Source organism: Desulfofarcimen acetoxidans DSM 771 (assembly GCF_000024205.1).
GTDB lineage: Bacteria > Bacillota > Desulfotomaculia > Desulfotomaculales > Desulfofarciminaceae > Desulfofarcimen > Desulfofarcimen acetoxidans.
Genome location: NC_013216.1, coordinates 2,195,364 through 2,217,503 on the forward strand (window position 1 = coordinate 2,195,364; position 22,140 = coordinate 2,217,503).

18 protein-coding genes, 4 pseudogenes and 2 CRISPR repeat arrays are annotated in these 22,140 nt (G+C 39.1%); of the genes and pseudogenes, 19 read left to right on the forward strand and 3 right to left on the reverse strand.

Translation table 11 applies throughout. The features are described from left to right. The first annotated feature begins 2 nt into the window (after positions 1–2). Complete coding sequence (locus DTOX_RS09960) at positions 3–3,179, forward strand: efflux RND transporter permease subunit (RefSeq protein WP_015757563.1); 3,177 nt, start codon at positions 3–5, stop codon at positions 3,177–3,179. Positions 3,180–3,452: 273 nt separating this feature from the next. Further along, positions 3,453–6,925: a CRISPR direct-repeat array (repeat unit 30 nt; unit sequence GTTTTTAGCCTACCTATAAGGAATTGAAAT). A gap of 237 nt (positions 6,926–7,162) precedes the next feature. Here the strand turns inward: DTOX_RS09960 and DTOX_RS09965 are convergent. Continuing rightward, positions 7,163–8,273 (reverse strand): IS3 family transposase gene (locus tag DTOX_RS09965; RefSeq protein WP_015757564.1). Its coding sequence is split into 2 segments (ribosomal slippage): positions 7,163–7,999 and positions 8,001–8,273, totalling 1,110 coding nucleotides; the frame shifts between segments, so codons are not numbered across the junction. Between the two features lie 89 nt (positions 8,274–8,362). Beyond that, positions 8,363–8,657: a CRISPR direct-repeat array (repeat unit 30 nt; unit sequence GTTTTTAGCCTACCTATAAGGAATTGAAAT). A 55-nt stretch (positions 8,658–8,712) separates the two neighbouring features. On the opposite strand from DTOX_RS09965, the gene DTOX_RS22945 reads away from it, so the two are divergent. The 7 genes and pseudogenes from DTOX_RS22945 (at position 8,713) to DTOX_RS09990 (ending at position 12,661) form a co-directional block, all read left to right on the forward strand. Beyond that, positions 8,713–8,859, forward strand: coding sequence for a hypothetical protein (locus DTOX_RS22945; RefSeq protein ID WP_157862905.1), 147 nt, complete (start codon positions 8,713–8,715; stop codon positions 8,857–8,859). A gap of 88 nt (positions 8,860–8,947) precedes the next feature. Further along, the gene (locus DTOX_RS09975) at positions 8,948–9,820 is read left to right on the forward strand and encodes a hypothetical protein (protein WP_242652585.1); all 873 of its coding nucleotides are present in this window, start codon (positions 8,948–8,950) and stop codon (positions 9,818–9,820) included. A 57-nt stretch (positions 9,821–9,877) separates the two neighbouring features. Next, positions 9,878–10,064 (forward strand): annotated as a pseudogene (locus DTOX_RS22165) (cysteine-rich KTR domain-containing protein). 520 nt (positions 10,065–10,584) lie between these two features. Continuing rightward, positions 10,585–10,962: a BlaI/MecI/CopY family transcriptional regulator gene (locus tag DTOX_RS09980; RefSeq protein WP_015757566.1), complete on the forward strand. Its 378-nt coding sequence runs from the start codon at positions 10,585–10,587 to the stop codon at positions 10,960–10,962. A 1-nt stretch (position 10,963) separates the two neighbouring features. Continuing rightward, entirely contained in the window at positions 10,964–11,233 is a 270-nt protein-coding gene (locus DTOX_RS21485) for a hypothetical protein (RefSeq protein WP_052292930.1), read from the forward strand. Further along, complete coding sequence (locus DTOX_RS24805; protein ID WP_278184583.1) at positions 11,233–11,526, forward strand: M56 family metallopeptidase; 294 nt, start codon at positions 11,233–11,235, stop codon at positions 11,524–11,526. Before DTOX_RS21485 ends, DTOX_RS24805 begins: the two co-directional genes overlap by 1 nt. After that, complete coding sequence (locus tag DTOX_RS09990; RefSeq protein ID WP_052292931.1) at positions 11,477–12,661, forward strand: M56 family metallopeptidase; 1,185 nt, start codon at positions 11,477–11,479, stop codon at positions 12,659–12,661. Before DTOX_RS24805 ends, DTOX_RS09990 begins: the two co-directional genes overlap by 50 nt. Positions 12,662–12,991: 330 nt before the next feature. Here the strand turns inward: DTOX_RS09990 and DTOX_RS22950 are convergent, their stop codons facing one another. Continuing rightward, complete coding sequence (locus tag DTOX_RS22950; RefSeq protein WP_157863087.1) at positions 12,992–13,171, reverse strand: RNA polymerase sigma factor; 180 nt, start codon at positions 13,169–13,171, stop codon at positions 12,992–12,994. A 106-nt stretch (positions 13,172–13,277) separates the two neighbouring features. Here DTOX_RS22950 and DTOX_RS09995 point away from each other — a divergent pair, with 106 nt between their 5' ends. The 11 genes and pseudogenes from DTOX_RS09995 to DTOX_RS10040 all read left to right on the forward strand — a co-directional run. Beyond that, entirely contained in the window at positions 13,278–14,135 is an 858-nt protein-coding gene (locus tag DTOX_RS09995) for a copper amine oxidase N-terminal domain-containing protein (protein ID WP_157862909.1), read from the forward strand. 196 nt (positions 14,136–14,331) lie between these two features. Further along, positions 14,332–14,859, forward strand: coding sequence for an IS630 family transposase (locus DTOX_RS24290; RefSeq protein ID WP_042315661.1), 528 nt, complete (start codon positions 14,332–14,334; stop codon positions 14,857–14,859). 19 nt (positions 14,860–14,878) lie between these two features. After that, positions 14,879–15,382: an IS630 family transposase gene (locus tag DTOX_RS24295; RefSeq protein ID WP_242652587.1), complete on the forward strand. Its 504-nt coding sequence runs from the start codon at positions 14,879–14,881 to the stop codon at positions 15,380–15,382. Between the two features lie 213 nt (positions 15,383–15,595). Continuing rightward, positions 15,596–16,189: a hypothetical protein gene (locus DTOX_RS10010; RefSeq protein ID WP_052292932.1), complete on the forward strand. Its 594-nt coding sequence runs from the start codon at positions 15,596–15,598 to the stop codon at positions 16,187–16,189. A 547-nt stretch (positions 16,190–16,736) separates the two neighbouring features. Beyond that, entirely contained in the window at positions 16,737–17,003 is a 267-nt protein-coding gene (locus tag DTOX_RS24300; protein WP_052292933.1) for a hypothetical protein, read from the forward strand. 67 nt (positions 17,004–17,070) lie between these two features. Continuing rightward, positions 17,071–17,859: an RNA-guided endonuclease InsQ/TnpB family protein gene (locus DTOX_RS24305; RefSeq protein WP_242652588.1), complete on the forward strand. Its 789-nt coding sequence runs from the start codon at positions 17,071–17,073 to the stop codon at positions 17,857–17,859. 184 nt (positions 17,860–18,043) lie between these two features. Continuing rightward, the gene (locus DTOX_RS10020; protein ID WP_015757570.1) at positions 18,044–18,418 is read left to right on the forward strand and encodes a BlaI/MecI/CopY family transcriptional regulator; all 375 of its coding nucleotides are present in this window, start codon (positions 18,044–18,046) and stop codon (positions 18,416–18,418) included. Further along, entirely contained in the window at positions 18,411–18,554 is a 144-nt protein-coding gene (locus DTOX_RS22955) for a hypothetical protein (RefSeq protein WP_015757571.1), read from the forward strand. The genes DTOX_RS10020 and DTOX_RS22955 overlap by 8 nt, the downstream gene beginning before the upstream one ends. A 215-nt stretch (positions 18,555–18,769) precedes the next feature. Beyond that, positions 18,770–19,282, forward strand: a pseudogene (locus DTOX_RS10025) (IS1634 family transposase); the annotation flags it as partial. A gap of 154 nt (positions 19,283–19,436) precedes the next feature. Further along, positions 19,437–20,722, forward strand: a pseudogene (locus DTOX_RS10035) (IS1634 family transposase); the annotation flags it as partial. Positions 20,723–20,903: 181 nt separating this feature from the next. Further along, positions 20,904–21,380: pseudogene (locus DTOX_RS10040) on the forward strand (transposase); the annotation flags it as partial. 113 nt (positions 21,381–21,493) lie between these two features. Here the strand turns inward: DTOX_RS10040 and DTOX_RS10045 are convergent. Next, positions 21,494–21,946: a VOC family protein gene (locus tag DTOX_RS10045; protein ID WP_479690840.1), complete on the reverse strand. Its 453-nt coding sequence runs from the start codon at positions 21,944–21,946 to the stop codon at positions 21,494–21,496. Between the last annotated feature and the right edge of the window lie 194 nt (positions 21,947–22,140).

The following is a 22,140-nucleotide window of genomic DNA, read 5'->3' on the forward strand; positions in this document are numbered from 1 at the left end:
AGGTGCATATTACGGAACTATCCATTAAGAGGCCGGCTATGATGACTATGGTCATCATGTTTTTTGTAGTGCTGGGGCTATATACATATGGGCGTATCGGTACTGAATTATTTCCTGCCATCAACACTCCCTATGTCACTGTATCAGTATCATATCCAGGAGCCGGGGCGGAAGAAATCGAGACACAGATTATTAAGCCAATTGAAGAAAACCTGGCATCTCTGAGCCAGTTAAAGCATATAAACTCAATGGCATCTGTTGGGCGGGCCAACGTTTCTCTTGAGTTTGATTTAACTGCTGACGCGGATGAGGCAGCTATTGATGTTCAAAAGAAAGTTGACGCTATTAGCGGGCGATTTCCTGACGGTGCCGGTGACCCGGTAGTTATTAAAAGAGATATGAATGATCAGCCGATTATGACCCTCTCGTTAAGCAGCAAGAGACCCCAGTATGAAATTTATGACTTGGCTAACGACATTGTTAAAGAGAGATTGCAGCGTTTAACAGGTGTGACGGAAGTTGCTATAAGCGGCGGACAGCAAAGAGAGATACAAATCAATATTGATAAGACGAGATTGGAAGGTTATGGACTGACATTAAACCAGGTAATCAGCCGTCTTGAAGAGGAAAACCTGGATGATCCCAGCGGTCGTATAGATCGCCCGGAAGCGGAATATAATCTAAGGGTTTTGGGGCAGTTTCGCAGCATTAATGATATAGCTGCTATCCATATACCTACTTCCTCCGGTTACCCTGTACCGTTAAAAGATATAGCTACCGTAACGGAAGGTTACCAGGAAGTACGGGCATTCAGCCGATTAAACGGAACAGATGCAGTTTCTATACAAATATATAAACAAAGTGATGCCAGTGTTGTGGCAGTAGGCAAGACCGTTAAAAATGAACTCGATGTCATAAAAAAAGAGCTGCCTACAGACAGCGAGTTAATTATATCTAACGATTCTTCCGATTATGTACAGAGATCACTTAATGGTACATGGTCTAATATATTGGAAGGTATTATCACTACCGGATTGGCTTTGTTTATTTTCTTGCGCCAGTGGCGATCTACCTTAATAGTTATGCTGGCTATACCTACATCTCTGATTGCTACAGTAATGATGATGTATTTCAGTGGTTTTACCTTCAATATGATGTCGCTGATGGGTTTGGCACTTTGTATCGGTATTTTGGTTGACGACTCTATAGTGGTGCTGGAGAATATACACAGGCATGTACAAATGGGCAAGTCGCCTTATGAAGCTGCAATAGAAGGCAGGCGGGAAATTGGTATGGCAGCTATAGCTATTACCATGTCGGATATTGTAGTTTTTATGCCTATAGCCCTTATGAACGGTATGGTCGGACAGTTTTTTCGCCAGTTTGGCATGACAGTGGTTTTTGCTACCTTGTTTTCCCTTTTCATATCTTTTACTTTGACCCCTATGCTGGCTTCTCGCCTGTATAAACAGAAGTTGAATCCTGAGAGCGGAGAAGGACAAGAACATTCATCACCGGAGGTTCTGCAGAAAAAAAGGCAGTCCATCTTTGCTTTTATTTGGAAACACACGATACCTCTGGGACGTAAAGTTAAACAAGCATATCTAAAGCAACTGGATTGGTCTTTTAATAACAGGAAAAAGGTATTAGCCTTTTCAGTGCTGGCTTTTTTGCTGAGCTTGACTGTTATACCGTTAAAACTGGTGGGCATGGAATTTGCGCCCAAAACTGACCAGGGTCAAATATCGGTTTCCCTGGAAATGCCCATAGGTACCCCAATAGGTAAAACAGATGCTGCTGTTAGAAAACTGGAAGCATACTTGAGTAAAGTGCCGGAATTGCAGTTTTATCAAACTTCAGTTGGCGGTGGCGGCGGCAGGGGAGCATCTACCGGTTCTAATACAGGGCGAATAAGTTTGCAGTTGTATCCTAAAACTGAGCGGGAACGCTCAGTCTGGGAAGTGGCTGACGGCATCAGAAAGTGGAGCAAATCTTTTAAAGAAGGCAGAGTTTTCGTAACTGAATCTGACTCAATGGGTGGCGGCGGAGGCGGTTCTGCGGTGCAGATTGTAGTTTCCGGAAAAGACCCGGAAAAGCTGCTTCAACTTGTTGACCAGGTAAAGGGTGTGGTTGCGAGTACGCCCGGTGCGGCTGATCCAAACACCAACTGGAGACTGGGACAGCCTGAGATACAGGTGCGGGTTGATCACCTGCGCACTGCTTATTACGATCTTTCGGTCAATGATGTGGCGCGTACAGTTCGAGCCTCGATTAACGGTGAGACTGCCGGTGTTTATCACGACGGTGACCGGGATGTAGATATAGTGGTACGGCTGGACGGGGCCAGCAAACAGGATGTCGGTTCTCTGAAAGATATAAAAATTGCCTCAGGCAATACTCCTGTATCGCTGGGACAGGTGGCAGATATTGATTTTGGCAGCGGGCCCAGGGATATACGCCGTGTTGACAGGCAGAGAGCTATTAATGTTACCTGTAACGTCAGGGATCGGGTATTAAGTGATTTTATGCAGGAAGTTAAGGTAAAACTGGCTGAAATAAAATTGCAGCCCGGTTTTTCTATAACTTATTCGGGCCAGGACCAGAACATGAATGACAGTTTCAAAGAACTGGCGGCAGCTCTCCTGTTATCTATTCTCCTGGTTTACATGGTACTGGTTATGCTATACGAGTCCTTCACCACGCCCTTTATCAGGATGCTTTCACTTCCTCTGGGTATTATGGGAGCACTGGTTGCACTGGCCATTTTCCGCTATAATTTAAACCTGTTCACGATTATTGGTGTAATTATGCTGGATGGCCTGGTAGCTAAAAACGGTACTCTGCTGATTGACTATACTCATACCATGATGGCGCAAGGTAAAACACTGAGAGAGGCCCTGGTCGAGGCAGCTACCACCAGGCTAAGGCCGATTATTATGACTACTATAACCATGGTTTTCGGCATGCTGCCTACAGCATTGTCTTTAACCGAGGGCGCGGAAAACCGCAGTGGGATGGCAGTGGTGCTAATCGGAGGACTTTTGAGCTCAACGGTATTTACACTATTTGTTATTCCGGTGGTATATACTATTATTGATGATTGGAAGCACAACTGGCATGAACGGAGAAGGAATAGGCTGATTAAGAAGGGTTTGGTTGTGGATAGTTCGGTGATTTGAGACTGAAGTGCAAGCGGACGGGCTTAGGGCCCGTCCTTTTTTTGCGAAATTCATAAAAAAGTTTTGAGACCGATATATAATTTACTCTCAAGTAAGTGCTGAGTATTGTCGTCGATCCCCGGTAGTGTAAATTTTCCGGCAGATCGACGACATTGTTTTGTGGCCTTTAGGTACTAACATATCTAACTTTTGATGAATAATGCTAAGTAAAATACTTGTTTTAACTGTTTATTTGATGTAGACTTAAAAGTAGATATTCTAAGGTTTTAGTGGGTTTTTAGCCTACCTATAAGGAATTGAAATTATTTTCAGGAAACGGCACAAGAAATCACCTCACCTAAGTTTTTAGCCTACCTATAAGGAATTGAAATACTGAACGGCGATATCGTTGGCAGCACTAGCGCCAGTTTTTAGCCTACCTATAAGGAATTGAAATGCAGCTTCCGCTACTTCATCCGGCTCTGCATCTCTTGTTTTTAGCCTACCTATAAGGAATTGAAATTTGCCAATAATCTCAATATCGCCATCTTGCTGAGCCCGTTTTTAGCCTACCTATAAGGAATTGAAATAAAGAAGTGTTGTCACGCTTTCTTAGTTCATCATATGTTTTTAGCCTACCTATAAGGAATTGAAATTTAGCTTTCATGCTATGGCCATTATATTTGCCAATAGGTTTTTAGCCTACCTATAAGGAATTGAAATTTTGGCGTAGTTACTGGTAGTCTTAAAAATGTAAATGGTTTTTAGCCTACCTATAAGGAATTGAAATGATCGTATATTATTTAAATCTGCCGAGGTTAAAATTGGTTTTTAGCCTACCTATAAGGAATTGAAATTTGGTGCACTAAAATGCCACGCGGCAATGTTTCTTGTTTTTAGCCTACCTATAAGGAATTGAAATTTTTAAGGAGGTTAATTAAAAGTTTATGATCGTTTTTAGCCTACCTATAAGGAATTGAAATCGCTGGCTACTGAGGAAGCGGGAGCGAAAGTAAGGGTTTTTAGCCTACCTATAAGGAATTGAAATTATATCAGGTGTTTTTACTAATTTATTTGTAGCAAGTTTTTAGCCTACCTATAAGGAATTGAAATCGGGTTCATTCACGAAATATATGGCCGAGCTTGGGCGGTTTTTAGCCTACCTATAAGGAATTGAAATAACCTAACCGGTTGTGAACTGGCCAAAACTATTCCTAGTTTTTAGCCTACCTATAAGGAATTGAAATCGCAAGGGTGGCTTTATCGGTCTTTCAAGCACCGCAGGTTTTTAGCCTACCTATAAGGAATTGAAATTTGAGCTTCCGGCGTGTGCGTTCGATTTTTATGATTGTTTTTAGCCTACCTATAAGGAATTGAAATTCACATTTGAGCCTAACGGCATTCCGGCAATTAAGGTTTTTAGCCTACCTATAAGGAATTGAAATTAGACTTAATAATTCCTTTTCTTGACTTTTCGCTTAGTTTTTAGCCTACCTATAAGGAATTGAAATATTGGTCGGGGCTTTTTTTTATTTTCTAATAAAAAACGTTTTTAGCCTACCTATAAGGAATTGAAATCAGAGTTGGAAATTGAGGGAATGATAGAAGAAATTGAGTTTTTAGCCTACCTATAAGGAATTGAAATTCTATAAATGAAACAATACAAAAAGTTTCTAATGATAGTTTTTAGCCTACCTATAAGGAATTGAAATTCTATAAATGAAACAATACAAAAAGTTTCTAATGATAGTTTTTAGCCTACCTATAAGGAATTGAAATTTTAAATAATCAACATGCCCAACTTCATGTAATAAGTTTTTAGCCTACCTATAAGGAATTGAAATTATTAAATATACTTTATTTAAGTTAGAACAAAAAGTGTTTTTAGCCTACCTATAAGGAATTGAAATATATCTAAAAAGGTTAAAAAAGAAATTAAATGTATTGTTTTTAGCCTACCTATAAGGAATTGAAATTACTAAAACGTGCTTCCCATCTTTTTATAATATTCAAGTTTTTAGCCTACCTATAAGGAATTGAAATTAGATATAAACTTATAAACTTATAAATTTAAAAGGAGTTTTTAGCCTACCTATAAGGAATTGAAATATCTTCTTCTGAACAATGAATTTTTGATTGTGAAGCGTTTTTAGCCTACCTATAAGGAATTGAAATTTTAAAACTTTAGCCACCAACCCCGGATCAAAAACAGTTTTTAGCCTACCTATAAGGAATTGAAATCTGGACATTGCTCGTCGTTACGAAAGGTTAAACAAAGGTTTTTAGCCTACCTATAAGGAATTGAAATTTTCATAGGTGGAACAATGGCTGTAAAAGTTAAAATCGTTTTTAGCCTACCTATAAGGAATTGAAATATAATGACTATTGGAAGGACAAGATAGACCATCTAGGTTTTTAGCCTACCTATAAGGAATTGAAATACGGGATAAGCTACACAGATGCTCAGTCTATGGATAGTTTTTAGCCTACCTATAAGGAATTGAAATTTACTGATCGCACATCTTTGTCATCTGTGTAATCAGGGTTTTTAGCCTACCTATAAGGAATTGAAATCATTATGAAAATGTTTTTCTGTCATTTCCTTTCCTCTAGTTTTTAGCCTACCTATAAGGAATTGAAATAAAATAAAATAGGCTGGAAGTTAATCCAGCTCAAACGTTTTTAGCCTACCTATAAGGAATTGAAATTCTTCTCCCGGAGTTGCATCCAACGGCATTTCTAAGTTTTTAGCCTACCTATAAGGAATTGAAATCCGGAGAGAATTGACCGGACTATAACAGTTAAACTGGTTTTTAGCCTACCTATAAGGAATTGAAATGAAGACTGTTTGGCCAGGATTACGGGCTGCAACTCTACGTTTTTAGCCTACCTATAAGGAATTGAAATTCTACGGTCTTTGCAGGTGTCCCGGTGGTAGCACTGGTTTTTAGCCTACCTATAAGGAATTGAAATTTTCATTTTCACTGTATTCTCTGATATAATCTGCAAGTTTTTAGCCTACCTATAAGGAATTGAAATATGCCTGAAAGTTTTGTCAATCAGGGCACAAGTAGGTTTTTAGCCTACCTATAAGGAATTGAAATCCGACCTAAAGAATGGTGTAGTGGAACTTGTTATTGGGTTTTTAGCCTACCTATAAGGAATTGAAATAACCCTCAGACTTGTAGCAAATGCGACCGTACCTTTCGGTTTTTAGCCTACCTATAAGGAATTGAAATGGCTAATTGGCAGAATGGTTGTGCGGCCAGTAATAGTTTTTAGCCTACCTATAAGGAATTGAAATCATCATACGGTAAATATGTTTCCGAAATTAAGTGTGTTTTTAGCCTACCTATAAGGAATTGAAATCCTACGACATATATTCTCACCTTCTGCCCGGGCAGGTTTTTAGCCTACCTATAAGGAATTGAAATCTTAGGGATGGTTCTTCAGGAACAATATTATTAACAGTTTTTAGCCTACCTATAAGGAATTGAAATTTGTTTTTTTACCATCAGACATAATAATGCTTTCGTCGTTTTTAGCCTACCTATAAGGAATTGAAATTTATGTTCAGCGTAGCAGCTATTGTATTGCCGATTAGTTTTTAGCCTACCTATAAGGAATTGAAATTCTTCCCGAGGAACTTGTACAGAGCACACCAAAATACCGTTTTTAGCCTACCTATAAGGAATTGAAATTTTATCTCTTCGACTATCTTGTAAGCGTGAACTCCTGTTTTTAGCCTACCTATAAGGAATTGAAATCGGCTGCTTAAGGTGGACCCCTTGGTCAAGACAAATTTTTTTATGATTTAAGATACCAAGGGAACCCCCTCTCTTTTCCTTGATGTTTTATTATTGATATGATGTTTTACTTCTTATCGCCGTGGTTGTGGTCAGTGTGGTCAACGCGAAAGCGTTGTCCAAGTCCTGTGGTCAACCTGGTAGGGTTGTCCACAGGACGTCACTGTCCACAGTCGGTCTTTCGAATTAATCAATTAATTAGTAATATATTTCAAACGGTGTCTTGTAATCCAGCGACTGATGAGGCCTTTCGTTGTTGTAGAAATCTATATACCGTCTGATCCCCCGTCGTGCCTCTCTGGGGCTCATGTAATCGTTCAGGTAGACTTCTTCATATTTAATTGAACGCCAGAGCCGCTCTGTAAAGATATTATCTATAGCTCTGCCTTTTCCGTCCATACTGATCAGAACACCTGCGTTTTGCAGAAGTTGTGTGTATTGCGGACTCGTAAAATGACTACCTTGATCGCTGTTCCAAATTAGGGGCATTTTTTTATCCAACGCCCGCTTAACTGCTACTAGAACAAATGGTATCTCCAACACCTGGTCAAGTTCCCAGCTTATAATGAAGCGGGAGAACCAGTCAAGTATGGCTACCAAGTACATCCACCCCTCTTTAAGGCGAATATATGTAATATCAATACCCCATATGTGGTTGGGGTGGTTGGCTGTTACACCCCGTAATAGATACGGATAAACACGGTGCTCTGTGTTCCGTTTACTTAAGTTGGGACCTGGGCAAATACCCGCTAATCCCATATCCCGCATATAATGCTGAACCCTCTTTCGATTTACGGGTATGTTCTCTCTGCATAATTGAGCTGTAATACGTCGAGAACCGTAATACGGATGCCGTGTATATATTTCGTCAATGCGATGCCTAATGGCGATTTCTTCTGCGGAAGGAGGTGCTGGCTTGTAATAGATCCTTGTCCGGTTTATTCCCAGCAAGTCAGCCTGTGCAGTCAAGGATATTTCTTTATTGTCTGGTTCTACCAGTGCCAGACGCTCTTCTTTAGTCAGATTTAATGCCAGATTTTTTTTTCAACCACGTCAATTGCGTGGTTAAACGACCAATTTCGGCGTATAGCTCGTTAACCTTCTTCTCCTCAGCTGCCTTTGCTGCTCTGGCTGCCCTGTGCTCATCAGAAAAAAGGGTTGGCAATTTGTCTATTGCCATTGTCTTCCATTTTTTAAGCTGAGTTGGGTGAACTCCCGACTCCGAAGCAATTTGAGCAATTGTTTTTTCTTCCTTCAGAAGCTCAAGAACAATTTGAGCTTTGAAGGTGTCTGTGTATGTTTTTCTCATGTCTTAATTGTATCTTAAATTCGACCTTTTTGTTGTCCGATTTCCTGGGTCCATTATAGCTGATTTAAAAGTTTCTAGTACTTTATTTTGTTTTTAGCCTACCTATAAGGAATTGAAATAAAACATGCAAGTTAACATACATAAGGAAATAAATGTTTTTAGCCTACCTATAAGGAATTGAAATCTTGACAGAACACTGCGGATTGACCAGATCCACAATTGGTTTTTAGCCTACCTATAAGGAATTGAAATAGTTTTTCGGCAACCGGCACCGAAAGGTAGCTAACAGTTTTTAGCCTACCTATAAGGAATTGAAATTTTTTTCACAATATTACACCACGGAAAGGTGGTGAAGTTTTTAGCCTACCTATAAGGAATTGAAATACAGCTTCCATTAGTGCGTTTTGGCTAAGGGCATGATTTTTCGGCAATGCTCTATATGGAGCCAAAAACGGATGAATGGGGCAAATATGCTGATATAAGGGTCATTAGAAATGCTGAAACAAACGAAGTGGAAAGCATTGTCATAATGTCTGAGACAGAAGCAAATCAGGCAATTTTAAAGAATATTGGCCCGGAACGCTAAATTTGAAAGGTACATACACTTTATGAATAAACGAATATCATGTTTTATCAGTTTGACACTAATACTTATTTTGCTTTTATGTGGTTGTATGCATAAGGAAAGTACAGACAAAGACGAGGGTTTATCGCACATCTATTCAGAAAACACATACGGATATTACTTTGACTTTTACACTGCTGACAGCAAAGACAAAGATAGGAACGGTACTATTACACTAAATGCGTATGATGATGATATGTTCTTTGAAGTTGAAAACTCTGGAACCGAACGCGAATTATCGTTACAAATTTTTGTGGATTATAAGCAAGTGCCGATTATTTTGGATGATGTGGAATATGACACCTTTATTATTCAGGCAGATGAAAACTTCTCTGAAGCCTATCAATTCAAACTTGCTACGCCCGTTGACACCAGTATAAACCACACTTTACTCGCAATTTTAACAGCTGGGAGCAACATTTATACAAGCCTCGCAGATTTTAAAATGTCAAACCATTATTCCATTGCCCTTGACCATGTACTTGTATTTGCCCCCAATAATTCTTTATATCAAGCAAATACATCCGTTGAAGAAACCCAGGTAGTGACAGAATACCAATCATCAGGGCTATTTCTCAATAGCGACATTAATGGGCGCGGACGTAAACTCACCAGAGAAATTACGGTAAATGCAGGAGAAGAATTTCAATTACAGTATCAGACTGGCGGCTATGAGGACTGTGAAGAAGTCGCCATTATAATCACCATGGGATTAGAGCAAGTACAAATCAATAATCAGGACTTCATTCTATGCAAGGTAGAAAATGGCGAATTGGTGAGTGGAATTGCCACGCTAAAGGCCCCCGAAGAGGCAGGACTATATGAAATTATGGGATGGGTCGTTAAAAACCCGTTTGACGCTGATAAAAGCGAATACCTCCCATTGGATGCCATGCATAGGTTTACGTTGAACGTAGAGTAATGAGACTTCGGGCCAATTTAGCCCGAAGTAGTCCTTTAAGGAAAGAGTGAATAGTAGATGAAAATGGAGTGGATATTATGTCCTGTCTGCAAAAAACAAAACTCGTATTAGGATACGCGGAGACACAATTCTTGAAAACTTCCCGCTATTCTGCCCGAAGTGCAAACAGGAGACACTGATCAACGTACGACAACTGAATATGTCAGTTATCAAAGAGCCAGACGCTAAGGCGCAGAGCCGATAACTTGTGAAATAAGAATGTTCACAGTTATCGGCTATTTCTTTATGATGACTATATTGTACTACACGATTGCTGACATCATGCAATGAACAAAACCGTTTCTTTGACGGCAATTTAGCACAATGTTCGCTCAACGGCGGTTTTGAAATCAAACATCAAAGCCGCCGTGTTTCATAAAAAGAAAATTGTCGGGGACGTTATAAGTGCGTCCTTTTTCACCTCATGAGCAAAACTGAAATTGCCCGTGCCGAGGGTGTGAGTGAAAAGAATGTGCGTCAATCCATAAACCGTGCGCTTCGCGGCATGGAAATATTTTTAAAAAACCGTCTATGATACGGATTGATTTTGCTAAAAATCTCATGGTTGAGAAGTGAAGCCTTTTGGTATCGTCCCAACATGTGTTCTGAATCTTATCAAAGGATTTTCTGCAATTGCCGAAAATTTTCTCTTGAAAGGGTTGACATACATTTAAGGCAAATGTAGAATACCATTGTAGGCAATTGTCTTAAAAGGAGTTGATATTATGGGGACACTGAAGAAACTGCCGGACACGGAGTTTGACATTATGAAAGTGGTGTGGGCAAATGAACCGCCTATCACAACTAATATCATTATGCAGCAGCTTGGAAATGAAAGAGAATGGAAAGCGCAGACGGTCATTTCCCTTATGTTGCGGCTGGTGGAACGCGGCTTCATCCGAACTGAAAAAAACGGGAAAGAGCGTACCTATTTCCCGCTTATCAGCAAGGAGGACTACCTGAAATTTGAAACGGGCGACTTTATGGAGCGTTTTCATGGGAACTCTTTTGCCAGCTTGGTTGCCACGCTGTATAACGGAAATAAGATAAAGGACAGCGACCTTGACCAACTGGCAAAGTGGCTGAAAGAAAAGGGGGAGTGATATGCAAAATTTTTCAACTACCCTGCTTCAATGCTCTGTTTCTATGTCACTGGTAACGCTTGTGTACGCGGCCATACTACCCCTTTTGTCAAAACGGTATGCCGCGAAGTGGCGGTATATGGTTTGGCTGGTGATTGCGTCAGGCTGGATATTCCCCTTTCGCCCCCGAATTGACCTGTCGTTTCTCCCAGCACAAATGACGGATATACCTTTATCGCCTGTGCAGCCAATTATCAATGCCATACCGACTATGACCGATACGGAGATATAGTGAACGCCCCGAAAACAATCCCCTTATGGTGGGTGCTTGCGGCGATTTGGATTTTAGGTGTTGTATGCGTTGTAGTGTATCATGTTCTGCGGCATGGCCGTTTTATCAAGATGGTACGCCGATGGAGTGAGCCTGTAACCGATTTAGAGAGCTTGGGGATTTTAGATAGCTTAAAGTCGGAAATGGGAATTAAGGCACAGGTAGGGTTAAGCATGTGCCAGAGCATTACAAGCCCCATGCTCGTTGGATTTTTCCGGCCTGCCATTTTTACTGCCGCCTGTCAAAATTGCTGATGATGAATTATCCCTGATTCTAAAGCATGAGCTAATTCATTTGAAGCGGTATGACCTTTGGTACAAGGCTCTGTTTTTGACGGCAACCGTGCTTCATTGGTTTAATCAGGTGGTTTACCTTATGGCAAAATCGGCGGCGGTACAATGTGAAATCTCCTGTGACGCGCTGGTTTTACAGGGCGCGGATTTTCAGCAGCGCAAGCAGTATGGTGAAACCATTATTGGCGTTGTCAGGAACGGGGCGAAGCTCCGAACAGCATTATCAACTAATTTTTATGGAGGTAAAAAAGGTATGAAAACTCGAATTTCTTCAATCATGGACACTAAACGAAAGAAGGCTGGTGTTGCAGTTTTTTGTGTGGTACTGGTAGGTATTATAATGAGCGGGGCTACGTTAGCCGCAGCCGCAAATGACGGTCAAAATATGACGAATTATAATGTGAATTACAATGGAGCTACGGAAAACTTAACAACAGACTTTTCGCAGTACAAGGAGTATAGTCTTATTTATGATAAGACTACGAATAAACTCACTTACCAGGGCAAACTGGTTCGGTATTTTGAAGATTTTTATCCTTTGGAGGAGGGTAATCAAGCAGGCATTGACTTTTTTGATAAAGATGGGATTGTTGATGTTCATGCGGTGCGGGATTTGGCTCCCATTAAAAATTCTGACGGTTCTATAAATCCAGCCGGAAAGCTGGTTGGACTGGAACAAAGCAGCCAAGAGGATTTTGATGCAAGAGATATCAGCCGTTTCCTTCCGTCAGCAGCACAGGAATTATCACAGGGAACGCAGGGGAGCACCTTGCCAGACGCTTATAGCGCTGCTTATAGCTCGGGTATGACGACACCGGATGAACTCGCAAAAGTGTACTCCGTTTATGAACCGTATGGTCTAACTTATGATAAAAAGCAAAATCGTCTTTACTATAACGGAAAGCTCGTCCGGGAATTCATCGACATTTTGTCGTCAAACGGCGAAGCTTTGGAAAGCGGAAAATTCAAAGGGTCTATGCGCCAGTTTAATAGCCCCGATGGAAAAGGAGAAGTGGATATAAAGTCTGTGCGTGACTATACCAAGCTTAATGCAGATGGACAAGGCGAACTCACTGGAATTGAAGTTATAAAATAGGCTATTGTATTGAATCTTATATTAGTAACGAATAGAGCCGTTGTTTCGGCGGCTGGATAGCCATGCGCTATAAAAAGTAGTAGACGCGAAGCGGCGGTTTTGAAATAAAATCAAAGCCGCCGTTTTCTCCGCTTAAAGACTAATAATGTAGGATAACTATGAACTGCTGGAATCATTGTTGCATCTCCCTTAAAAACAAATATCTTCTCGTTTTTCTTGGGCCCTAATAATGTAAAAAATAATAATCATTGCTAATGTTGCCTAAACACTCTGACTTGCTAATTGTTCTATAATTAGGTCTTCCATGCTAACAACATTCCTTTTAACTAATTATTTAGAGTAATTAATTAGTTTTATTTTTAGCGTATAAAATGCTTTTCTTTTAATTTTGTTTACAGCTTGTCTAGTAATATTTAAGATATTAGCTATTTCTGTATCCGAATACTGTAATATATTAAGAAGCACGATCTTTCTTTGCTGAATTGTTAAATATTTTAAAGCACTCTTTATCTTGCTGAGATTACTTGATTATGATAGTATTATTTAAATTAAATACTATAGTGTGCTTTATACAATATTTATAAATTAATAGATAAATTAGAAAAGGATTTTAGTGGTGAAAAAAATATTAGTAATAAGCGTTTTATCACTGTGTCTTATTTTTGCGACTAAAGTATATGGATCTAATGATGTGATAAAACTTAAGCTCAATGGTGAGACTGTTTCACCAGATGTTCCCCCTCAAATTATCAATGGGAGAGTCATGGTACCTCTAAGGTGGGTAGCTCAAGCAATGAATGCAAAAGTTAGTTGGAATCAAAATGATAATTCCGTATCTATAGATAACCTGGGTGTTGTTGCTAATACTCCGGATAATAAAGTCAAACTTTATCCATTTTCAGAAGAAAACGGTTACTACAAAGGTTTTATTATGGACATTGATGGCAAAAGAAAATATTTTGATTGGTATAATATGGCCAATCCTTCATTTCTCCCCAAAATTTATTATGATGATCTTAATAATGATGGTAACAAAGAAATAATCGTAATTTTAATTACCGGCGAAGGAACCGGGGTATTAACCCAACAGATGAATATAATAAACCCTGAAAATTTCGAGGAAATAGGGGTAGAAAATCCTTTGAATGTTATTAAAGAAAGGGTAAAAACACAAATCTTAAAAGGGACAACTGAAAGTACTGTTAAATTAAATATAGACAATAAAGAAGAAGAAATTAAAATAAGCAATGACCCTAATGAAACATTGTTAGATAATATTATATTTAATGAATTTTATTTTTATTTAATAGAAGAAAATAAGTTAGTAGTATATATAAATCCAATAATTTCTTATCAAAGAGCAGGTATAGGCATAGGCCAAATTAAAATAAGTTATAATTTTGATGGTAAAGCATTTAAAGCACAAACTATTACATATAATTCAAATTATTATTATCCCGACCCATTATGGTAGGTCGCAACTCTTATCGTTTTCCTTTTTTGTTCATACAAATACCCCCTATGATAGATAATAGCCTCTCGGCATTTACAAAGTTAGATGGTGCAAAGCTTTGCTTGAACCATCTATATAGAAGTGATTAATAAAGTAATGGTAATTTTTACTCCTATCCTGTAAAATAGAATCAAGTGTGGGGAGGGGTATTATTACCATGAGGAAATTGCATTTAAACAATCCACAAAATTTAACCATTGAGGATTTGAATAAGATAAAAAGAGAAACACCATATAAACTAAGATGCAGAGTTCAAGCTGTTATTCTTGTCATGAAAGGGAGACAAGCAAAGCAGATTGCCGAATATCTTGATATAAGTGAACAAACCATAAGAAAATACGTTGCTTACTTTAATGAAGGTGGAGTTAAAAAACTGCTTCATGTATCAAAAAAGCCGGGAAGACCGCCAAGGCTAACCAATGAACAAAAAGAAGAGGTCAAAGAGGTACTGAAACAATCACCATCAGAGGTTGGTTTTAGTACCCATACTACTTGGAATTGTAAAACCCTCGCTGCTTACATTTATGATACATACGGCGTTAAATATACATCAGATGGTGTTTGGCGCATGCTTCTTAAGATGGATTTTCGTTATAATCGTCCCACTTATGTATTAGCCAAAGCTGATCCGGAAAAACAAAAAGCTTTTCAAGATGAGCTGGAAGAGTTAAAAAAATCTCACTGAATGTGAAATACTCCTATATGTGGATGCATCTCACATTAGGGATTATCAAGGTTTACAACGAGCATGGTTCCCAAAAGGTGAGCAAAAAAAGATTAAGACCTATGGACACCATGCAAAAGTTACATTATACGGTGCTTTAAACTACTATACGGGTAAAGTTTTTTGTGTAAATTATGACAAAATCAATGCAGAAAAATTCAAAGATTTTCTTAAAAAATTGGTATCACATTTTTTAAAAGATGACATTTCTAGAATTTACATTGTTCTTGATAATGCAAGAGTTCATCATGCAAAATTACTTAAAGACTTTTTAGACGAGCATAAGGATCATCTGTTTTTGAAATTTCTTCCACCCTACTCACCCAATCTGAATTGCATAGAAGAATTATGGAAATGGTTAAAAAATACAGCTATTTATAATCGCTTTCATAAAAATGCTTCAGAAATTCAAAAATCTGTTGACTCGTTTTTAGAGGAAATCAAATGCTGTTCGGAAGATGTGAAAAAGAGACTTTGCGTTTAATTTATAACGATATTTATTATTTCGGTTCTATATATATTAAATTCCTCCTACTTTTTATAGGGGGATTTTCATTTTAACAAGTATCCAACTGGAAATTAGCAGCGAATATATTGTAATCAAATTTGCCAAAAACACTTGACATTTTTAAAACGCCCCCATAATTGCGACGGAAGGTGTTTTTTACCTTTACTACAAGTTCTGGGGTGCTTTGCTTTGAAACCTGTTATTACTTCGCATGAAACTTATCAAGAATTTGTCATCGAACAACTACGGCAACACTACACCGGAGGGTTGCTCGTTCTTGTGCATAAGGATTGGCCCCTTATCTCAAAACTCTGGATTACGGACCTGACTAAAGTAGCAACATTACTTCAAGATTGCTACAGTGTCAGGGGACCTGTTCCCCGTGATCCTGCCGCCATGCTCTGTTCATTTCTGCTTTTTTTGCTAACCAAACCGGAAATCGGTATTACTGCATGGGTGGATGAAATGTACCGTGTTCCCCTTTATGCCATTCTCAGCGGTTTTGAACCAGGTGATGTTCCCGGCGTTGGCACGTTCTATGATTTCTTTGCTCTACTGTGGACTGCATCTGAAAAAAACTTAAAGCCTTGTAAGCAGAAACGCAAACGCAAACCTGAGAAGGGAAAGAAGGGTGAAAAAGCTCCAACTACTACACTTGGTCGAATTAAGCGCTTAGCCAACTGGATGCTGCTTCATTTGAACACTCAAAAAACTTTACCAACGGATAGTTTATTTAAATTCTTTCAATCTCAATTTCTTGCAGTATCAGCAAGACTTATCTAATTCCGAGAGTCCATACAAGATATGATATCTATATAAAAGGGAGAGAATGTTTGCACCACAATACCCCGTAAATTATGCTTGAAGCATGTAAATTGGTGTATGTGCTCACCCATAAGAGCAATATGGGGGCAACATTAGGATGTCCTCGTGGGGGTTGCGGTGCAGTTTGAAACGCGTAGTCTGAGCTGACACAATGCCTACGTCCTACGACACAACCGTTCTTTTCATTTTTTTTATTATCGTATCCTTTTGAAACTTCTAGGGCTATGAAACATTTTCATTGACGTGTGTGGGCGTAGATCATGCGGGTTTGAAATGTTAGTTTCCTGTTCGTGCCTTTCTGCGGAAGGGCAGGTTTTTAGCATATCTATGAGGGTTTGAAATGCGTAAATAGCACTGACATCTCCACCGATCGTTGTTGTTTTTAGCCTACCTATGAGAGATTAAAATATAACTGTACAACATACGGCAGCACTACTTTGTCACCGGCAAGCTTCTAAGTTACGTCAAAAACTGTGCTCTGTGCAAAACCAATGAAAACTTTAAGATGCTGCAGGCCGGTGTTTCCCAGCAGATCATCTGGATAGCTGCTCAAAGTTTCAAAAGCTTTCTCGGATTGAAAAGGTTAGCGACTAAGGGACGGTACCCGGCAGAGAAAGTCCGCATCCCACGCTACCTGAAAAAAGACGGCTACTTTCAACTGGTACTGTCAACCAACGCAATAACCATAAATGCCGGGTACCTTCAGTTGCCGTTAAAATGTATTCGAAAAAGACCACCCGGAGGCCAAGGACATCCGGTTTCCGTTTCCTGAGCGATTAGATAAAACCAGTGTTCGGGAGGTACGCATCAATCCGGCCCATAAGGCCCACTTCTTTGAAGTGGAGTTCTACCATGACAAGCCAGTAATGCTGCCTTCCCTGGATAACAACCGCATCCTGGGTATAGATCTGGGTGTAGATAACCTGACTGCCTGTGCATCCACCACCGGGCATGTCTTATTAATTGACGGTAAGCATCTTAAGGCCACCAACCAGTGGTATAACAAAGAAAGAGCCAGGCTGCAGTCGATTAAAGACCTGCACAACATTAAGCGTGAAACCCATAAGCTGGCTGCCCTTGCCGTATCCCGGGAAAATTTTATCACCGACTACTTGCGGAAAACTGCCAAACATATTGTAGAATTCAGTATCTCCCTGGAGATTGGTACCGTGGCAGTTGGTGTAAATAAGGAACAAAAGCAGGGAGTCAACATTGGCCACGTTAACAACCGGAACTTTGTACAAATCCCCCTCTGGAAGTTCCGGCGTATTCTGAAAAACCTCTGCGATAAGTACGGTATCACCTATATTGAGGTAGAGGAGAGCTACACCAGTAAAGCTAGCTTCCTTGATAAGGATTTTTTGCCGGAGTACGATCCCGCGAATAAAAATGAATATACCTTCAGCGGTAGACGGATTAAGCGGGGGTTGTATCGAACAAAAAACGGTTGTGCTATTCATGCCGATATCAACGGTGCAGCGAATATCATCCGCAAGTACCGGTTGGATGGGGATTTTTCCGTCCTGGATAAGGGTATATTTTTAAATCCCTACCGGGTGCAGGTTCTAAATACACCCCGTAAGAAACCACCGGTAGTCCAGAAAAAGAAAAGTAAGGCAGCGGCGTAAGCGACTGCTTAGAGGTGATTGTACTGCCCTCGGGGTTCGACCCCGGAATCGTCTGGTTTTAGCCATGGGGAGAATGTCAAAAAAATAATAAGTTATATTTAAAACTTTCAAAATATCTATTGCTCTTCGTTTCTATAAGATGTAAAATAAAAAACAAGTCATAGAAACGAAGGAGGATATTTCTGTGGTTAATATTACCAACGCGGAAATGGAAATTATGCGCATCGTATGGGACAGCGGCGAAAGATTGACCACCAAGGACATAATGGAAAAGCTGCCCGGCAAAAAAACAACCACCATCTTGACCCTAGCCGGCCGGTTGATTGACAAAGGGGTGTTGAAATCGGTTAAGCTTGGCCGTTCTCATGCGCATGAGTACTGGGCGGAAATCAGCGAAGAAGACTATCAGAAATTGCAGACGCGGAATTTTATCCGGTCGATTTACAACGGTTCGGCCAAAAGTCTGATCAGCACTCTGTTTCAAGATGAAAACTTAACGGAAGAGGACATTGCAGAGCTTAGGGCTTTTATCGAAAAGCAGGTGAAATGCGATGATTAAAATGCTGTTCATGTCTTCTCTGACCGGCAGTGTCGTCAGCCTTTTTCTCATCCTGTTTAAAACCGGGCTAGCGGGAGTTTACGAATTAGCATGTCATTATGAACAAATGAACAAAAATTCCTTTCTAAAAAACTAGCGGAGCCCTTGATTTTAAAAGACTTTTTTGTGATTAAAAAGTAGCGCCGATGAGGAAAAAGTGTATTACCCTACCGTATAAGTCATATTCACATTTTTTAATGGCTTATTCAGTCGCTAAATGCCTATTTTTAAAGACTTTTTTGTTGTGTGCAGGAATTTTATACATATGTGTCGAAGTTATGTACTACCCTACCATAATAAAGGGAGGTTTCCATGGCTTCGATCATTAAAAAGAAGAAAAAAAATCAATTTTATTACTATCTGGTAGAGTCTGCCCGAGTTAACGGTAAGCCAAGAATTGTTCGGCAAAAATATCTTGGGCGTGCTGAGGATATTGCTAAGGCTCTTGAAGGTAAATCTGATTTGGAAAATCCCAAGTACAGTATTGTTTTAGAGTTTGGCACTGTGTGCGCTTTGTATGATATTGCCAAGCAGCTTGGTGTTGTTGAAATAATTGATAAGTATGCTCACAAACGGGAACAAGGGCTAAGTGTCGGAGAATATATGCTGCTGGCTGCTATAAACAGGGTCGTTAAACCTGTTAGCAAGTTCCAAATTGGTGAATGGTATGATAAAACAATGCTTTATAGGATCTTGCCAGCCCCAAAACAGTCATTATCAAGCCAAAGATTCTGGGATAATATGAGTTTATTATCTGACTCAGCTATTGAGAGTTTTGAAAATGAATTTACTAAACTTATCGTTAATAACCCTGGTTTGGCGACATATATTGCCAAACCCTGTAATGCTAAGGCCTAAAGGGTATCCAGCTTATATAAAGTGTAGTCCCAACACTTTTTTAAAAAAGTCCACTTAAGGCTTGATTATATAAGGTTTTTGTGTATAATTATTGTAGTCCCAACAACAAGGGAGGACTACAATGTTTCTAAAAAAATCCACTTTCAAACGAAACGATAAAATATACTGTCATTATAAAATAGTAGAATCCTATCGTGAAGACGGAAAAGTTAAACACCGCATTTTATTTAACGTCGGCACATTGTCCGATGAGCAGGCCGAACGTTTACGAATTACTCTAAATGCTCACAAAAATCCGGATATTATTGTTTCAAAAACGGAACAAATTGTCGCGACCAAGCATGCTGCATATCTTGATGTAGCAGTATTAAACCATTTATGGCACGAGTAGCATTTTCATCAATTCTTTTCAAAAGATCAGTGGATAGAAGCACTTGTAATTAACCGATGTATCGACCCAAAAGCAAAAATTAATATCAAGGATTGGATGGAGAAAACGGTTATTCCTGCCTATCTGGGTATCGATGATCCTACTAAACTTGATAAATTTGAAGTTTATCGTGCTCTTGACAGATTGTATACGTTAGAAGGTGAACTACAAACCTTCCTTTTCCATCAGATTAAAAACCGATGGCCGCATACAGAGAATGCGTTTTTCTATGACATCACCTCGTCTTACTTGACGGGCAGTCGTTGTGTAATCGCCAAACTTGGTTACTCTAGGGATCACCGGCCCGATTGCGAACAAATAGTAATTGCGCTAATGATTACTCCTGAGGGATATCCTTTTTACTGGCGTGTTATGCCGGGAAACACCCAGGACATAACAACGATTAAACCTTTGATTGAGGATGTTACAGCTCGATTTGCACTGAAAAACTGTACTATGATATTTGATCGTGGTATGGTATCTACAGACAACATTGTTGCGTTGGAAAGCGAAAAATGGACGTATGTTTCTGCAATGGATCGTGATGAAATTAAAAAAGCAGATTTTTTCAATACAGCAATACCAGAATCAGCTACTCCAGATAATTATGAGCAAATCATGGTAATGCAAGAGTTTATCCCCTTTGACGAAAACGCTTTTTTATACTATCGCGAGTTTATAATTGATGATAGACGTTATATCGTGACCTTTGACGTGGCTCGTTTTTTTGATGAACATCACGCACAATTAAATAATATTACCTATTTTGTTCAATTGCTAACCGATAAAAATCAGTCACTCCGGGAAGCTAAAAAGAAACGTTGTAAAAGTTTGCTTGAACGGGAAGTTGCCGCTATGCTGAAGCGCAAACATTTAAAAAATGGGTATCCGTCAATATTGAACCATTTGATTATGAAGTTATCAATAAACGGGGTAACTCACGAACAGTTCAATCTTTTCAACTGTCGTACACGATTAATACCCTGGATTCCCGGTAACACATAACGATATAGCCTTAAAACCCTTGATTTAACTGCATCGTCGCCTCGTTAGGTATTTGCACACATAACGAGTCCTTCAACAACTTAATATTTGCTAAAAGCCTTGTAAATGAACCGGTTAAGCGATTCCTCGTTATGTATATGCGGGAATCCAGGTAATACCGTGGCACAAAAAAATGAGCAAAGAATTCATGGTATTACATGCTTTATAACCAATTTGGATGTTACAACACATACAGCAATTGATATTATTCAATGGTATCGTCGTAAAAACAAAGTTGAAGAAGCATTCCATGAAATTAAAGATCATCTTGATTTAAGACCAATTTACCTTACACGGGAACGCAGAGTTATGTCACATGTAATAATTTGTGTATTAGCGTACTTCATTTTCAATGATATAGAGTACCAATTAAAGGAAAATGAGCCAGCTTATTCTACTGAAGAGGTTATTGGTATCTTAAGGGAATGCCTGGTTAACCGTATTGCCATTCAACAAACAAATCGTTCTTGGTTGAGTATTACGCAACCTTCAGCTCAAATAGAGGAGATTCTATATGCGTTAAAATGTGAGGTTGTTATTGATAAAAAGTGTGTCGAACCAGTTCTAAAAGCAGCGGAGTGTTGGTTGTAGGGACAACACTCTAAAACTTATAGGGCTCAAGCCCTTGTCATATCTGCATTTGGCAAATTATGTCGCCAAACTTGGGTAATAACAAAATAAATTTATAGTTATACTGGAATATCTTATTTAATAATCAACATATCGTTTTCATCAAAATGCCAATTTTCCCAATACGCAACTTCCCAGTAATAGCCATCAGGGTCTGAAAAATACCCGCTATATCCTCCCCAGAAAACACGTCGAGGTGATTTCTCAACTATTCCTCCGGCTTCTTCAGCTTTTTTTATAATTTCATCAACCTCTTCAATTGATTTAGCGTTATAAGCAAGAGTAATACCTGAAAATCCTCGTCCATTAGGCGGTTCTTCTTCGTTTATATCTTTAGCCAACCCTTCTAATGGATATAAAGCTAATTTCGTTCCTGAATTATTGAAAAAAACAATAGCCGGACTATCCTCATTAACTGATGTCTGAAATCCCAAACCATCCCTATAAAATCTAAGAGATTTATCAATATCTCTGACACCTAAAGTAATGATGTTTATTCTATTTATATTAACTCCCCCTTGTTTTATATTTCCTAATAATTTTTCAACGAGTTTATAAAAATTCCTTCATTTTTCCAAACTATCTTCATTAGTTCTAATCTACCCCAAATCCCATCCCTAAACCTACTGATTCATGTTTTACAGTTCTTTCTATCCTTTTTCGTCCTGGGTTTATACGGTTGATTATGCTGAGTTCTAAATCCAAAATCTGTGGTAATACG

Bases quoted from the DNA above. Each gene is read 5' to 3' on its own strand.
- DTOX_RS22955 (WP_015757571.1), top strand. From the start codon at position 18,411: ATGATTAAAATGCTGTTCATGTCTTCTCTGACCGGCAGTGTCGTCAGC.
- DTOX_RS21485 (WP_052292930.1), top strand. From the start codon at position 10,964: ATGCAAAATTTTTCAACTACCCTGCTTCAATGCTCTGTTTCTATGTCA.
- DTOX_RS22945 (WP_157862905.1), top strand. From the start codon at position 8,713: ATGGAGCCAAAAACGGATGAATGGGGCAAATATGCTGATATAAGGGTC.
- DTOX_RS09975 (WP_242652585.1), top strand. From the start codon at position 8,948: ATGCATAAGGAAAGTACAGACAAAGACGAGGGTTTATCGCACATCTAT.
- DTOX_RS24300 (WP_052292933.1), top strand. From the start codon at position 16,737: ATGCTGCAGGCCGGTGTTTCCCAGCAGATCATCTGGATAGCTGCTCAA.
- DTOX_RS24290 (WP_042315661.1), top strand. From the start codon at position 14,332: ATGAGGAAATTGCATTTAAACAATCCACAAAATTTAACCATTGAGGAT.
- DTOX_RS09980 (WP_015757566.1), top strand. From the start codon at position 10,585: ATGGGGACACTGAAGAAACTGCCGGACACGGAGTTTGACATTATGAAA.